Genomic DNA, 13,538 nt, shown 5'->3' with positions numbered 1-13,538 from the left:
TTAAATCGCCTAGAAGCTAGCGGCAATACCGATTTGTCCCCAAATGCCCGGCATTTGATAACCTGGGCGATAGACGTAGCGTTTGTCGAACAAGTTTTCCACGCTAACAAAGACTTCGCCTTTTTTGCCTAACTCGGCAATAGGATAGGCCAGCCGGGTGTTTGCCACGGTAAAGGCTTCGACACGCTGGTTATTCACTTCGCCGACATTCCGGGCTCTGTTCAACGCCCAGGTTCTTGATTGGTATTGCAGGTCGAATGAAAAGCGCAGCGGACCGATGGGGCCGTTGATGCCGGCAGTTACCGCTTGTTCCGGGGTGTAGGGCAAATTCGGGATGCTGGGGTTGAGCAAAGTCAATCCGGCAAACATGCTCCAGTCCGCGATCAGCTCTTGTTTTACAGAAGCTTCCAAGCCGCGCATCCAGTACGAGCCGTAATTGAGATACGCACCCCGGGTTAAATCGAATACGTAGCGGTTCTTGACATTATCGATGAAAAAGCTCAAATCGATTTTTGTGCTTTTGAACGGCGAGGCTTTCAAACCCACTTCAGCATGATCGACGTTTTCAGGCGACAAGTTTTGCCAGCCGTCGGCTGAAAAATTCGGTAAAAAGCCGCCGGAAAACATATTTAACGGCACATTCGACAAGGCCCCAGAGTTAGCCGCCGCGTCAATGCCCGGGTAATTGACACCATTGGAGACGTTACCGAACACGGTTAAATCTTCGGAGACAAATGACAAACCGGCATGCGGCGAGGCTTTGGACTGGTAGTGGCTGTGATCGTAAAAACGTACGCCGATAGACGGTACCATCACCCAGTCTTTATTCAACACCACATCGTGATTCAACGCCACATAAGGACTGGTGAGCCTGAAAGTGGGGGTGGCAAATTGATAGACTTGGTTACCGGTTTGCGTGCCCAGGTTAGTCACTTTACCGTTCAGCCATTCATTGTCGATACCGGCTAGTAAGGTGCCGCCCTGCCACGGCGAAAACTGTTCTTTCCAGCGAAAGCCGTCCATGCTGTATTGGCTGAGCAGATTCGAGCGGTTGTCGGCAAAACCGGTGAAGTAAGTATTTTGACTCAACCAGTTACCGTCGCCGCCGTTATGGTAAAGGGTAAATTTGCCCTGCCAATCGCCGTGCTCATGACTGACACTGGCGGCGACCATGCCGGCAACCGTATCGTACTCGCCGATAGGCGGCGTTACTCCGTATTGTCCGGGATCGCCGGCTCTGTTATCCGCGTAAAGAAACGTCACATCCGAGCGCCATTGCGGATTTAGCTGGTAGCCGGCTTTTCCCATCACATTGCGCAATTCGCCATAGCCATTTTGGCGATGACCGTCCGATTTGGCATAGCCTTGCGCCAAGGAAAAATCGAAATCGCCGTATTTACCTTGCACATCCGCTTGCTCGGCAATCGTACCGAAAAAGCCGCCGGACAAGCGACCGCTACCGTGCAGGCCATCCTCGACCGCAGTTTTGGTTTGCAGGTTGATCGAGCCGAAATTGTTGCCGTTGATATGCGGTTGCGGACCCTTGTACACCGTAATCGATTGCATGCCATTGATGGGCAACAAATCCAACAAAGGATGGTTCCAGGTGGCCATATACATAGGAATATCGTCGATATAGGTTTTAATCTCGCTACCCGGACGGCCAGAGCCCTGACCGCGAATCGAAACTGCGCCGCCCTGGTCGCCGCCGAACGCGCCGACCGGGTTATAGCGCGAGATTTGCACACCGGGGGTTCTTTTCAATACGGATGCCAAATCCAGCGCATTCTGATCGCGGATTTGCTCTTCGGTCACGACTGCGGACACGCCGGAGAACTCGTCCACATGGTTTTCTTCGATAATGGGACTGGCGACTACCTCGGTGGAATCGAGCTCGTCAGTCTTTTCCTCCGCCATCACGGCGGCACTGGCTTGTAGTAGCGCCAAGGAAACCAAAAAGGGCTTGGGTAAATTCAGTAGGGGCAGCAAGGCGTATTTCATGATAATTCCAGTCAACATTCGGCAAATATAAAACCCGATCCACCGAACATTTATCGATTAATGTTCGAATATGGAAAGCGTTTATCACAGTGCTGATTTTAACGAATCACCCGCAGCCGCCTAAGCTCCTTTCATATGCTAAAAGTAATATTTTTTATGCTATAAGTAGCAACCGATCATGCCTATTTGTTCGATTATTTCATCCAAAAAACTCGACAGCCTATTTAATAACTATTAATTAAGCCAAATAACATAGTTTAAATAAAATTTTCTTATTGGTAACAACACAGAAATTACGATGACGAAAAAAACGGCGGGACGCTGGCGCATCAAAAACGACGAATTGCATTCCCAACAGCAAGGCAATTGCCTGACTGAGTATCTACCGCATGAAATGGGCAAAGGCCACTCGACTCTGTTTCCCCTAGATCAGGACCTGAACTATATCGAAACCCATTATCAGCCCAGTCAGGATTTAGCTATCCTGACCCGGATGGATCAGCATAACCCTCGTCTGGTCGTGACGTTGGGCATGCAAGGGCAGTCGCGATTCGTCGATGCGCAAGGCCGCGAAATTACTTTTAATGAAGGCTATACGTCGATAACTGCATTTAGCTCCAGTATTGGCGAGCGCCAATATCAAGCCAATAATCCGATGGCTCAAGTGCGATTTTCGATGAGTAAATCCTGGTTAACTAGATATTTCGGCGAAAATACCGCAACGCGATTTTTTAATAAGAATGGTATTAGTTTAATAAGCTATAAACCGATTTCGAACGCGGCATTAATTGCCACGCGACAGTTATTAAATTGCGATCCGGACAATCCGGTAAAACATCTGTTTATGCACGGCCAAGCCATGTCGATATTAGCCGCCGAAATGGGGCATCTATGGCAAGACAATCAGAAGAGCTCGCCGGTATTTTCGCAAAAAGACAAGGCCATAGCCCAAGCCGCGCGTAGTATTCTATTAAATGAATATAAAAACCCGCCGTCTGTTGCGGAATTATCAAAACGTGTCGGCACTAATCAATTTAAATTAAAGCAATTGTTTCATCACTTTTTTAATACTACGCCGTATGGCTTATTATTAGAGATTCGAATGAAAACCGCATATCAGTTATTGGAATCCAGCCGTTGCCAAATCGACATTGCCGCCGCCCACGTCGGATACAATCACGCCAGCAATTTCAGCAGCGCTTTTAGCAAATATTTCGGAATATCCCCCGGCAATATTGCCAAAAACCACACATCCAAACCTTAAGGGTTTAATATAGACGCGGCTCCGACTAAATTTGTGTGTCGGTAAGCCGGCGGGATCATAGATATTCTGGATTTGCAGGCCATCAGGCCGAGCCGACACACCTGATTATCGACCTACTTAGCCCTTACCTCTCTTAAACCAAGCATCAGTGCCCGCCGCCACTAATCAGCCGCAATCTATTCAAAAACCCAAACCTATCTTGCCGCCGTCTAACAGCCGCCTCGGCCTAATCTACATGCTGGTCGCTTGTGTGTTGTTTTCGGTTATGAACGCCGGCGCATATGCGATTGGCCTACTCGATCCCGGCTTGCCGCCCAGCATGATCAGCTTTATCCGCATCCTGGCCAATTTATTGATCCTGATAATCCCGGCGCTGATCGGCGGCCGACTGATCGGTCTGTTCGGCGACGCCCGCCCTTCGCTGTGGTTGCGCGGCTTGTTCGGTAGCACAGCCTTGATGCTGTCATTCTCCGCCATCGCCCGCATCGGTCCCGGCGAAAGCGCTTTTCTGACCGCCAGCAGCGGTGTGTTCGTGATGCTGTTAGGGCCACTGGTTCTGGGCCAAAAAAACTCGCTGCTGGTTTGGCTGGCGATTATTGGATCGTTTTGCGGAGTATCTTTGCTATTTGACCTGCACAATAGCCATAACCTGTTTGGTCAAGCCATGGCGTTGCTGGCCGGCCTGCTGTCGGCGCTGGCGTATTTGATGGTGGCGCGCGCCGGGCGCAGTAATACGCCGCAAACGGTGATTTTCTATTTTTGCCTCGTCGGCTTGGTGTTACACGGCTTTTATTTTGCGCGCTTTGGCTATCGCCTGCCGGGCTCGCCGCAAAGCTGGGGCTTATTACTCTTGGTAGGTCTGTCGGGCAGCGGCGCGCAACATTACATGACCCGGGCTTATCAAGCGGCGCCCGCGGCCTTGGTCAGCTCCATCGGTTATTTGGCCCCGGTATTAAGCCTGGCCTGGAGCGTCGTGCTGTTCGAACAAATTCCCGGCCAAACCGCCCTGGTCGGAGCCGCGCTGATTTTAGTGTTTGGCGTGATGTTGCCGTTTTTACGTTAAGCCAGACCAGCCAGGCATCTATTCTTGCTTTATGAAATACCGGGTTGCTTGCAACGCCTGACCATCGGCATGTTATTGCTGAATTGGCCGGCGCTTTCGAGACCAGACTTTAAGTCGCAACCTTGCAATAAGATGGAATCCAACTGCGCGCGATCATGTAGTCCGGCAATTCATTAAAATCAAACGCTTCGCCATGGGCGATCATTTTTTTAACATCAAACAGTACGCCGACTTCCGGAATATCCTGATAAAACATGATGTAAAACGGCTTAACCAGATAGCGGGCAATCTTAATACCCAATGGCCCGATGAAATTACGGCGCTGGCCGACATGGGCGACTTCGTCGATGGTGATTTCGTCCAACAAAGCTTTCAGACGATTCCGAACTTCCGGCTCGTCGGCCAATAACTCGTCGAATAACTGATACAGATGGCAATAGAAGCTGACGCCCATCAACTCCGTGACGAAGGCCGGCGTATCCATCAATACCCCCGGCAACTTGGGAAACTGTTCGTAGATCATTTCCTTAAACGGGGTCAACGGTTCCCAGACCACCCGCTCCAATCCGCAGGTTTTGAGCATTTCGTCGAACAAACGCCAATGGCAAAATTCTTCAGCCAGATGCACGCGAGAAATCTTATCTTCTACACTGTGCGAATTGGCCATATCCGGCACCACATCCCAAGCGCCTTTGATGCCCACCCATTCGTGCCGAGCAAATTTATATATACCGCAGAGTAACAAGGTCAGCTTGTCCAGGGATTTTGGCTCGTCCACCATCTTCACATAATTGCGATAAAACGCTTCCGGGTCCGCCAAGGGCTTGTGCAAGCGCACCGGATTATTTTGAAAATACGCCAATCGTTCGCGTTTTTTAGCCAAATCCCGGTCTGCTTCCAGCAACTCACCACCATGTTGTTGGGTAAACAGCCAATAATCGGCAAAATTTTCCTGCCGTTGCGCGTCGCTGGCGGGCGTAAAAATAGAACGATATTTGGCCTGAGTCACAAAAAATTTCCCAATCTGTGGATAAAGACGCAGATTCTAACGAATTAATGACTTAAGGGTGGATTTTAAAATTTTTCCGTCAAGGACATTGCCTGATCATTCGATTCCCGCTGCATTCCCAACCAAATCAACGCATCGTCGCGATTATTGAAAATCCGATAAACCCAATCGGCATCCCGCGGCATTGACAACATAACTTGGGTGGTTAGCTGGCTGATATGGCTATACACCACAAATGCCGCCGCTTTAATACCGAGCAAAGTGCCCATAGCGGTTTGCGAGGCAAAGTCATAGTGGTAGGCGTTTACTTTGTGAACCAGCAGCAGATAGGGCCTCTGCAAATGCGCCACGATCCAAGCATGATATTCGTCGACAAGAGCCAAGTTCAGTTCCACACCCTCATCGACAATAAACTCCGCCAAATCCTCATCCAGCTTGATGGCATTACAAAAACTTAATCTATATCGCTCCATCATCCCTCCTCGGCGCCACTGGCGCTTTAACTCTGCGGACAGTATCGCACAACCAGGAAGACTCTAACGACAAAGTTATCGCTACCAAGCATTTTCAGCACCGCCCAAACTGAAAAACTAAACCGAGCGATCTGCCAAAAGTCCATCGACAATTCGCAATTGCCGCTTAGCCCTGCCACCGATATTTTGATCGTGAGTGATGATGATCAAAGTCACGCCTTGCCGATTCAGATTTTCCAACAACTCGATAATGTCCTGACCTGATTTGCTGTCCAGATTACCGGTCGGCTCATCGGCCAGCAGGATACCGGGCTGCATGATCATTGCCCTGGCGATGGCTATACGTTGCAACTGGCCGCCGGACAATTGATTGGGCTTATGCTCTGCCCGATCCAGTAAATTAACCGAGGCCAACGCCTCTAGCACGCGTTGCTTGCGCTGCTTGCTATCGACCCCGGCCAAAATCATCGGCATTTCGATGTTTTCCGCTGCGGTGAGCCTGGGGATCAAATGAAAAAATTGAAACACGAAGCCGATATTGTCGCGGCGAATCCGCGCCAGCTCGTCGTCACTTTGCCGGGTGACATCGGTGCCGTTTAGTAAGTATTGGCCCGACGAGGGCTGGTCAAGCAGTGCGACAATGTTTAACAGCGTCGATTTACCTGATCCGGACGGCCCCATCACCGACACATATTCGCCGGGACCGATAGACAGGTCTATACCGTTCAAGGCCTGTACGGTCTGCTCGCCCACCTGAAATTCCCGGTGAATGCCGCTGAGTTGAATCATGGCTTGACGCGGACCGTGACGCCGGCTGCCACACCTTCCTTACCAACCGATGTCACGACTTGGTCGCCCGCCTTTAGCCCGGACAGTACTTCGGTGAAACTCCAGTTAGACAGGCCGGGCTGGAAGCTTTGTTCATGCAGCACATTATCTTTGTCTATCAACAACACGCGGTGATTGTCCAGAATCGCCTCGGCAGGCAAACGCAGCGTGCGGTCTTTTTGACTAAGTAACACTTCGATGTCGGCACTGTAACCCGGCAACAACTCCGCCAGATCTTTGGGATCGCGCAAAGTCACTTCCACTTCCACCGTGCGCGCCTGTTTTTCTTTTTCCAGCACATAGGGCGCGACCCGGGTGACGATGCCGGAACAGCGCTTATCCGGAAACGCATCCAGCGACACACAAGCAGTCATGCCGGTCTTGATACTGGCCGCATCGACTTCATCGATAGGCGCCGAGACAGTCAGACAACTAACATCCAGCAAATCGATAGGCGGCAAGGTCGGAATCCCCGGCGGCGATGGCGTGACGAACTCGCCCAATTCGGCATTCACCTCCGCCACTGTGCCATCGAACGGCGCTTTAACCAAAGTGCGCTGTACAGCCGCCTCGGCGACGCCCAATTGCGCCTCAGCCACTTCAATGGCTTGCAGCGCTGCCTTGCACCCGGCGCGTTGCGATTTGCCACCAGTCACCGACTTATCAACCTGCTCTACCGAAACCACATTTTTGTGTTTCTGCAATTCGGTCATCCGCGCCGCTTCCCGCTCCGCGCCGCCTGCCAACTGGCAAGCCTGTTCGGCACTGGCCCGGCTGGCATTGATTTGGGCTTTTTGCAAAACCACTTGAGCTTTCAAATCCTGATTCCACACTTCCAGCAACACCTGCCCCTGCTTAACCTTGTCGCCTTCCTTAACCAACAAACTCGCCACTTGCCCGCCCGTAGCCGGCGCCAGATAAGCACGCCGACAGGCTTTCACCGTCCCCACCCGCGTATTCGCCACCGTTGCCCGCATCTCGCCTTCCGCAAGGGTATAAACCTCCACATCAACCGGTTGCGGGCGGCGGCTGTAGAAAAATAGTGCGGCGATGGCTATAAGCAAGGCGGCAACAATCAGCGTTTTACTTTTCATGGAGAGAGTGGGCGGATAAGGGCTATACCGGTAGCCTACATTGACAATGCTTGATTGCCAAGCGGTGAACTACTTCCTCTGGTCGCTCAGTAGCTGGAATCGGGCCGCGTTGCTTGAGCGCCATTTTAAGCCGGATGTGTTGTGCAAGTTGGGACTCCGCTATTCTGAGCTTCGCTCTAGCTGGCTATAACCGTGAAAAAGCCTTACTTACGCTTTTGCTAGATCGCCACGTGCCCACCTTACATTTTGTGGGTAGCGATGGCCAGTTGGGCTTGCTGGTAATGCCGGTAACGCTGGCGGCCGGCCTGCTTACACTCTTCACTGTTATCCAGTATTTCCAGAATGCGTTCGGTCGGGGCCGCGGTCGGCGGGTAAAGACTCGACAGGTTGACGACGATTTTATGCCAACCGTCCGGGATGTTTTCACCGCCAATCAGAATGGTGCTGGCAAATGCCGGGATTTCACCGCGATAGATTTGGTGGGGAATAAAACTGCCGGCCCGAAACGTCCACAGCGCTTTATCGATTTGCTCGGCTTGTTCCACCGAGTCGGTCATAACATAGGGAAAGTGGCCGCTGCGGTAGATTTTCTCGATCAGTTTGCAGGCAAAATCCTGGCGTTGCTGTTGGTCGTGCGTCGCCAGCACGTAGAAGCTGACTTCGGGGAGGGCTGGCGAATGACTGGGTTCGGTCATGTCGGTTAAGTTCTGCGCTGAGTAAGGGGAGTTATGTTAATGCTGCTAATAAGGTACTTCCCTATCTGAAAAAAGGGGGATATTTTAGAAAATCTCCCCCCAGCCCCTCTTTTTCAAAGAGGGGGGTGACAAGGCGCCTTACTTTAATGCACTGCCCCGCCTTCATTAAACCGTAGCGCGATTCAACAGGTATTGCGCAACCAAGGGCACCGGCCGGCCGGTTGCGCCCTTATTGGCGCCGGTGCGCCAAGCGGTACCAGCGATATCGATATGCGCCCAGCGGAATTCTTCGGCAAATTTGGATAAAAACACCGCCGCCGTGATGCTGCCGCCGTCCGGGCCGCCGATGTTGGCCAGGTCGGCGAAATTGGATTTTAATTGCTCCTGGTATTCTTCCCAGATCGGCATGCGCCAAACCAAGTCGCAGGCGGTATCGCCGGCGCTAAGTAAATCGTTGCACAGTTTGTCGTCGTTGCCAAACAAACCGCTCGGTACCCGGCCCAAGGCGACGATAACGGCGCCGGTCAAGGTTGCCATGTCGATCACTACGTCGGGGTTGTATTTTTTGGCGTAGGTTAGCGTGTCGCACAAAATCAAGCGGCCTTCGGCGTCGGTGTTCAAGATTTCGATGGTTTTGCCGGACATGCTGGTCCAGATGTCGCCGGGTTTGTTGGCTGCGCCATCCGGCAGGTTTTCCGAGGCCGGAATCAGACCAACGATGTTCAGTTTCAGATTTAATGTTGTAGCCATGCGTATCAGTCCTAACACGCTAGCCCCGCCGCACATATCGTATTTCATTTCGTCCATGCCCAGACCCGGCTTCAAGGAAATGCCGCCGGCGTCGAACGTCAGGCCTTTGCCGATCAAGACGATGGGCTTGGCGTTGCTGTCGCCGCCTTGGTAATCCAGGCAAATCAATTTGGCCGGCTGGCGACTGCCGCGCGATACGGACAAGAACGAGCCCATGCCCAGCGCTTCCATGTCGCTTTCTTCCAAAATCTCGCAATTCAGTTTGTCGTGTTCACCGGCCAGAGCCAAGGCTTGTTCGGCCAGATGCGTGGGCGTGCAGATATTGCCGGGCAGATCGGCCAAGTGTTTGGCCAATTCCATGCCTTTAGCAATAGCGATGCCTTGTTGCAGACCGGTTTCGGCCAAGGCTTTTTGGCTGTCGTCGGCAACGACGGCTAAGCGTTGCAGCGGGTTTTTGTCGTCGACTTTTTTGGTGGCGCTGTATTGGTACAAGCCGTCGTTAAATACCTCGACGACTTGGCGGGCTTTCCATTGGCTGTCCGCGCCGTTGACGTCTATATCCAGCAGAGCGGTGCTGGCGGCGCTGACTTTGCTATCCTTGACGGTTTTGATGGCTGCGGCCAAGGCTTTACGGTATTGCTTGCGGGTGACTTTGCCGCGCTCCCCGAAGCCGAGCAACACGATGCGGGCGATATTGCCGTCGGGCAGGTTATTAATCAGCAGGGTTTCGGCGTTTTTGCCCTTGATGTCGCCGCGGCCGATTAATTTAGTCAGCAAGCCGCCGAATAGGCTGTCCAGCTGGATTGCCGCCGGGCTGAGTTGTTGATTTTCGTAGATTCCGACCAGCAGACAGTCGCTTTGCAGTTTGTCTAAGGGTGAGCTTTCTATAGAATAGTCCATGAGAGTAGTCTGTAAGTGTCTGGGATTGAGGGTTTGCGCCGGGTGCAGCGGTCTGTGGTTCGATTATACCTTAGAAATTAGGAGTGAGTTGTTGAGCATTGAGCGAGGATTACCCAGCGCGGGCCGGCCTTTCCGGCTGTTGACGGTGCTGGATAAAATGATAATCAAGGAGCTGTTTCAGACAGTCACCGCCGTATTGGTGGTATTGGTGGTGATCATCGTCAGCCGCAAATTTATCAAGGTGTTGGCGCAAGCTATCGAGGGCAATATCGCCAACGATACGGTGATGACCTTATTGGGTTTGAAAATCATCATCGCCACTACCACCTTCTTGCCGGCCGCGCTGTTCATGGCAGTGTTAATGGTGTTGGGCCGCATGTATCGCGAGCAGGAGATGGCGGCGATTTCGTCGGCCGGCGGCAGCGTGTTTACCATTTACCGGGCGATATTTATGCTGGTTGTGCCCTTAAGTCTGGCGGGTATGGCGCTATCGATGCTGGCTTCGCCGTGGGCGGAGGCCAAAACTGAGCAGTTGATGCATCAGGATAAACAAAATGCCGATATTCGCGGCATCGCCGCCGGCCGCTTCAGCGAGTACAGCGACGGCGAGTTGATTTTTTACACCGAAAACGTCGACGACGAAGGCCGGATGCATAAGGTGTTTGTGCAAAACAAACAAGGCGACAAAACCGGCGTGGTGAATGCCGAATACGGCTGGTTGAAAAATCTGCCCGGCGGTTTGTATCTGGTGTTGGAAAATGGCGAGCGAATTCAAGGGGTTCCCGGTAACAAGGATTTCACCATTGAGGCGTTTAAAGAATATGCCGTGTTGATCGAAAAAAAGGTCACCATTTTGAATTTGGGGCGCGAGGCCGCTGCCACCGAGAATTTATGGCTGTCGCCGGAATTGCGGGATGTCGCCGAATTGCAAGACCGTTTCAGCACACCGTTGGGGGTCATTTTATTGGCTTTTCTGGCGGTGCCCTTGGCCAAGCTGTCGCCGCGCGGCGGCATATACGGCAGTATGCTGGTGGCTTTTGGGATTTATTTCGTTTACGGCAATTTGCAACGGGTCAATCACAGTTGGGTGATCAGCGGGGCGTTACCGTCCTGGCTGGGATATTTCTGGGTGGATGCTTTATTACTGGTATTGGGTTTATTGATGTTGATGCGCTTGTATGGCTGGCAATGGTTGTCGCAAAGTCTTAAGGAGAAGCTGGCATGATCAACGTATTGACCATTTATATCGTCAAGGAAGTCGTCAAGGGGTCCCTGATTGCGGTGATATTGTTATTGACGCTGTTCAATCTGTTCAGCTTCAGCGATGAGTTAAAAGATTTGGGGCAAGGCGGTTACGGCTTGAAACAGATTTTGTGGTTTTTGACATTAACCTCGCCACGGGTGTTCTACGAGTTGGTGCCGTCGGCGGCTTTGCTGGGTAGCTTGTTCGTGGTGGGCTCGATGGCGAATAATCGCGAGATTGTCGCGATGCGCGGCGCGGGTTTATCAATCGCCTGGATCATCAGAACCATTATGCTGGCGGGTTTGTTGCTGGTGACTGTTGCCGTGCTGGTGGGCGAATTCGTGGCGCCGTCATGCGAACGCGCTGCGCAAGTGCTGAAAACCACCGCGCTGCACGACGGCGTAGTGATGCGTTCCCAATACGGGATGTGGCTGAGAGAGGGGAACAGCTTTATCAATGTCCGGAAAATTCTTGATGACGGCTCTCTGGCCGACGTGCGGATTTACGATGTCGACGATGCACACAAACTCAACCGCATCACGCAAGCCGAGCATGCGCAGTTTTTAGGCGATAAACAATGGCGTCTGGAAAGCGTCAAACAATCCGAAATCAATCGCCAGCAAATATTTGCCGGCACTCAAGCCGAACAGGCGTGGAAATCCAGCATCGACTCGGATTTGTTGAAAGTGGCCGTAGTCAAATCTGACAATCTGTCGCTTTACGATTTGTTCATGTACATCGACTTCCTGAAACAGAACAATCAAAAATCGCAAATTTACGAGTTGGCATTCTGGAGCCGTTTGATCAACCCGTTTGTGACCTTTGTGATGTTGATGGTGTCGGCGCCGTTCGTGATCGGTATCGGTCGCGGCACCAGTACCGGCGCGCGCATCATGATGGGGATCGTGATCGGGATGACCTTTAACATTTTCGACAGGATTGCCGGCCATGTCGGTCTGGTTTACGACATGAATCCGATGTTGATGGCAATGTTGCCCAGTGCGTTGGTATTTTGCGGCGCGCTGATCGCGGTTAGGCGGGGCAGCTAGCTGGAATTAGGCCCCCTCTGCGGAACGGAAAACGATTGCTTCCGTTCCGTGGAGAGTCGGCCAACCTTATGACTACCGTTATTTGCGAGTCATGAACAAATAAAGAAATTTACATTTCAACACCACATTTTTGTCGTCCATTTCCACGACAGCGCAATCTTCGTATTTTTCCCGGCCTGGCGTGATTTGTTTTTTGATCACACCATCCGCCACGCTATATTTGATCGGGATAGTCATTTCGCCAATCCCGCTCCGCGCATCTTCACCGGTAGTTATCAAAGTACCGTCTTTTTGAAATTCCCAAGTCACATGCAAAGGCTTCTTTTCGCGATCCAACGCAAGCGCTTCGTGAGTGACCTGCCATTTGCCTAGCAGCTTGGAATTGTCCTGTAGTTTGATCTCGGCACTGGCTGTAGATGTCGCGAACGCGGCAAACAGGGATAAAAGTATTGTTATTGTTTTCATTGTATGCTCCCGGGTGAGAGATTAATCGAGCGCCGAATATAGCATATCCGCTTTTGCCGTCAGCGCTTTTCTTCCTGAAAAACCAAGCGTGTTTTTGACAGATAATCGTGCCAGCATTGGCCGTTTTTATCGAATAGACACCAGAAAAATCCCAGACCTAAACAAGCCCAGGATAACAAGCCGCCAATAAAGCGGATGCCGGCTTGCTGCCAGTTGAGAGACTGGCCGTCCAAGGTGCTGACTTTGATTTTCCAGGCACGCAAGCCCAGGGTTTGGCCGCCGTGGGTCCAAAACCAGCCGTAAAACACAAAACTGATGATCAGCAGATAGAGCGGATAAAAAAACTGATCACTGGCGAATGCCTGGCCGGCGTTGAAGGGCAGAGCGATGGCTGTGGCGAAAAACCATATCGCCAACAGTAAGAAAGCGTCGTAACAGGCGGCTGCCAGCCGACGCAAAAAACCCGGCGCGGACGGTGAATCCGCGCCGGGTTTTGGGATACTTGATTTAGAGGATTGTCGCAATTATTTGTCGAAAATCGCCAGTTTTTGCCCCATATACATGCTCATGCCCACCAGCGCGCCGATCATGACAATGGAAAACAGAAAGGGCGGTCTATGGAAAACCAACAACGCGAAATCGGCGACGAATAGACTAGTAAATACAGGCTGGTCTACAAAACCCAGTAAAATTTTTTTAAACAT

At 51.8% G+C, this 13,538-nt stretch carries 14 protein-coding genes; 4 read left to right on the top strand and 10 right to left on the bottom strand.

Annotated features, from left to right (window positions below; genetic code table 11):
* Positions 1–9: 9 nt before the first annotated feature.
* Positions 10–2,001 carry a TonB-dependent receptor gene (locus G006_RS0114175; RefSeq protein ID WP_020483862.1) on the bottom strand — a complete coding sequence of 664 codons (1,992 nt, stop codon included), beginning with the start codon at positions 1,999–2,001 and terminating at the stop codon, positions 10–12.
* Positions 2,002–2,299: 298 nt separating this feature from the next.
* Between G006_RS0114175 and G006_RS0114170 the strand changes: the two genes are divergently transcribed.
* Both G006_RS0114170 and G006_RS0114165 read left to right on the top strand, forming a co-directional pair.
* Positions 2,300–3,265: a helix-turn-helix transcriptional regulator gene (locus G006_RS0114170; protein ID WP_020483861.1), complete on the top strand. Its 966-nt coding sequence runs from the start codon at positions 2,300–2,302 to the stop codon at positions 3,263–3,265.
* A gap of 148 nt (positions 3,266–3,413) precedes the next feature.
* Positions 3,414–4,328, top strand: a complete 915-nt coding sequence (locus G006_RS0114165; protein ID WP_033193936.1) for a DMT family transporter — start codon at positions 3,414–3,416, stop codon at positions 4,326–4,328.
* A gap of 109 nt (positions 4,329–4,437) precedes the next feature.
* Here the strand turns inward: G006_RS0114165 and G006_RS0114160 are convergent, their stop codons facing one another.
* The 6 genes from G006_RS0114160 to G006_RS0114135 all read right to left on the bottom strand — a co-directional run bounded on the left by G006_RS0114160 (position 4,438) and on the right by G006_RS0114135 (position 10,077).
* Positions 4,438–5,337: a hypothetical protein gene (locus tag G006_RS0114160; protein WP_020483859.1), complete on the bottom strand. Its 900-nt coding sequence runs from the start codon at positions 5,335–5,337 to the stop codon at positions 4,438–4,440.
* Between the two features lie 65 nt (positions 5,338–5,402).
* On the bottom strand, positions 5,403–5,813 hold the full coding sequence (locus tag G006_RS25585) for a hypothetical protein (protein ID WP_020483858.1): 411 nt from the start codon (positions 5,811–5,813) through the stop codon (positions 5,403–5,405).
* Between the two features lie 114 nt (positions 5,814–5,927).
* Positions 5,928–6,599 carry an ABC transporter ATP-binding protein gene (locus G006_RS0114150; protein WP_020483857.1) on the bottom strand — a complete coding sequence of 224 codons (672 nt, stop codon included), beginning with the start codon at positions 6,597–6,599 and terminating at the stop codon, positions 5,928–5,930.
* The gene (locus G006_RS0114145; RefSeq protein ID WP_020483856.1) at positions 6,596–7,732 is read right to left on the bottom strand and encodes an efflux RND transporter periplasmic adaptor subunit; all 1,137 of its coding nucleotides are present in this window, start codon (positions 7,730–7,732) and stop codon (positions 6,596–6,598) included. Before G006_RS0114145 ends, G006_RS0114150 begins: the two co-directional genes overlap by 4 nt.
* Before the next feature lie 239 nt (positions 7,733–7,971).
* Positions 7,972–8,427: a DNA polymerase III subunit chi gene (locus G006_RS0114140; RefSeq protein WP_020483855.1), complete on the bottom strand. Its 456-nt coding sequence runs from the start codon at positions 8,425–8,427 to the stop codon at positions 7,972–7,974.
* 165 nt (positions 8,428–8,592) lie between these two features.
* Complete coding sequence (locus G006_RS0114135; protein WP_020483854.1) at positions 8,593–10,077, bottom strand: leucyl aminopeptidase; 1,485 nt, start codon at positions 10,075–10,077, stop codon at positions 8,593–8,595.
* 91 nt (positions 10,078–10,168) lie between these two features.
* Here G006_RS0114135 and lptF point away from each other — a divergent pair, with 91 nt between their 5' ends.
* Positions 10,169–11,302, top strand: a complete 1,134-nt coding sequence (lptF, locus tag G006_RS0114130; RefSeq protein WP_020483853.1) for an LPS export ABC transporter permease LptF — start codon at positions 10,169–10,171, stop codon at positions 11,300–11,302.
* Entirely contained in the window at positions 11,302–12,369 is a 1,068-nt protein-coding gene (gene lptG, locus G006_RS0114125) for an LPS export ABC transporter permease LptG (RefSeq protein ID WP_026147061.1), read from the top strand. The genes lptF and lptG overlap by 1 nt, the downstream gene beginning before the upstream one ends.
* A 78-nt stretch (positions 12,370–12,447) precedes the next feature.
* On the opposite strand, the gene G006_RS0114120 is transcribed toward lptG, so the two are convergent.
* Genes G006_RS0114120 through G006_RS0114110 form a run of 3 tightly spaced genes read right to left on the bottom strand, consistent with a single transcriptional unit; the run spans position 12,448 to position 13,538 of the window.
* Entirely contained in the window at positions 12,448–12,834 is a 387-nt protein-coding gene (locus G006_RS0114120) for a hypothetical protein (protein ID WP_020483851.1), read from the bottom strand.
* A 59-nt stretch (positions 12,835–12,893) separates the two neighbouring features.
* On the bottom strand, positions 12,894–13,358 hold the full coding sequence (locus G006_RS0114115; RefSeq protein ID WP_020483850.1) for an RDD family protein: 465 nt from the start codon (positions 13,356–13,358) through the stop codon (positions 12,894–12,896).
* Positions 13,359–13,538: a hypothetical protein gene (locus G006_RS0114110; protein WP_020483849.1), complete on the bottom strand. Its 180-nt coding sequence runs from the start codon at positions 13,536–13,538 to the stop codon at positions 13,359–13,361.

The sequence above is a fragment of the Methylomonas sp. MK1 genome, from assembly GCF_000365425.1.
In the GTDB taxonomy this organism is placed as follows: domain Bacteria; phylum Pseudomonadota; class Gammaproteobacteria; order Methylococcales; family Methylomonadaceae; genus Methylomonas.
This window is presented reverse-complemented; position numbering and strand designations above follow the sequence as displayed.

What these genes read in the sequence shown, in the direction of transcription:
- G006_RS0114175 (WP_020483862.1), bottom strand. Translation starts at nt 2,001, where the DNA reads ATGAAATACGCCTTGCTGCCCCTACTGAATTTACCCAAGCCCTTTTTG.
- G006_RS0114170 (WP_020483861.1), top strand. Translation starts at nt 2,300, where the DNA reads ATGACGAAAAAAACGGCGGGACGCTGGCGCATCAAAAACGACGAATTG.
- G006_RS25585 (WP_020483858.1), bottom strand. Translation starts at nt 5,813, where the DNA reads ATGATGGAGCGATATAGATTAAGTTTTTGTAATGCCATCAAGCTGGAT.
- G006_RS0114150 (WP_020483857.1), bottom strand. Translation starts at nt 6,599, where the DNA reads ATGATTCAACTCAGCGGCATTCACCGGGAATTTCAGGTGGGCGAGCAG.
- G006_RS0114145 (WP_020483856.1), bottom strand. Translation starts at nt 7,732, where the DNA reads ATGAAAAGTAAAACGCTGATTGTTGCCGCCTTGCTTATAGCCATCGCC.
- G006_RS0114140 (WP_020483855.1), bottom strand. Translation starts at nt 8,427, where the DNA reads ATGACCGAACCCAGTCATTCGCCAGCCCTCCCCGAAGTCAGCTTCTAC.
- G006_RS0114135 (WP_020483854.1), bottom strand. Translation starts at nt 10,077, where the DNA reads ATGGACTATTCTATAGAAAGCTCACCCTTAGACAAACTGCAAAGCGAC.
- G006_RS0114120 (WP_020483851.1), bottom strand. Translation starts at nt 12,834, where the DNA reads ATGAAAACAATAACAATACTTTTATCCCTGTTTGCCGCGTTCGCGACA.
- G006_RS0114110 (WP_020483849.1), bottom strand. Translation starts at nt 13,538, where the DNA reads ATGTTTAAAAAAATTTTACTGGGTTTTGTAGACCAGCCTGTATTTACT.